The following is a 586-nucleotide window of genomic DNA, read 5'->3' on the forward strand; positions in this document are numbered from 1 at the left end:
ATGGGGGGGGATATATAAAAAAATATTTTTATTTTCTTTCTGACAACATCATCTTTATCTCTTTATTTATTTTATTTTTAATTCTTTTCCTGATTACTTTATTGCTTGGCTCATAGTCGTCACAGTACACACCTTTATACTGTAGCTTGTGCCATTCATTGTGCTTACCTTTACCCATAATCATTCCATTCTATCCAGCATAACCAACCACGAACCAAACCATGCGATACCTATCATAGTTTAATAGCAAGCCGCACTAATAGCCATAGCAATGCGAACACTGGATTAATAACTAACAGCAACAATAACAATGCTATGCTCGGACTAATGAACAATGCAATAATAAATAATAATAATATAATCATTTGTTCCTCTCAATCAAAGCAACAATGCCTAAGCCAATCAACGTACCTATTAGCCAACCAATACACCATTCTATAAATATCATTTGCTTCTCCTTTATATATAGCAGTATTGGGAATCGAACCCACGTATCACACTTATCATGCTGTCTTACCATTAGACTATACTGCTAACTATGACTACCTCATCTTGTTATTCCTAACTATTAGTAGCTGGTATCTCA

Annotated in this window: 1 tRNA gene; it reads right to left on the reverse strand. The window is 34.1% G+C overall.

The annotated features are described in order from the left end of the window. Positions 1-466: 466 nt before the first annotated feature. A tRNA-OTHER gene (locus BAZ21_RS29330) sits at positions 467-534 on the reverse strand. Positions 535-586 lie beyond the last annotated feature (52 nt).

This window comes from Paenibacillus kribbensis (assembly GCF_001705305.1).
In the GTDB taxonomy this organism is placed as follows: domain Bacteria; phylum Bacillota; class Bacilli; order Paenibacillales; family Paenibacillaceae; genus Paenibacillus; species Paenibacillus kribbensis_B.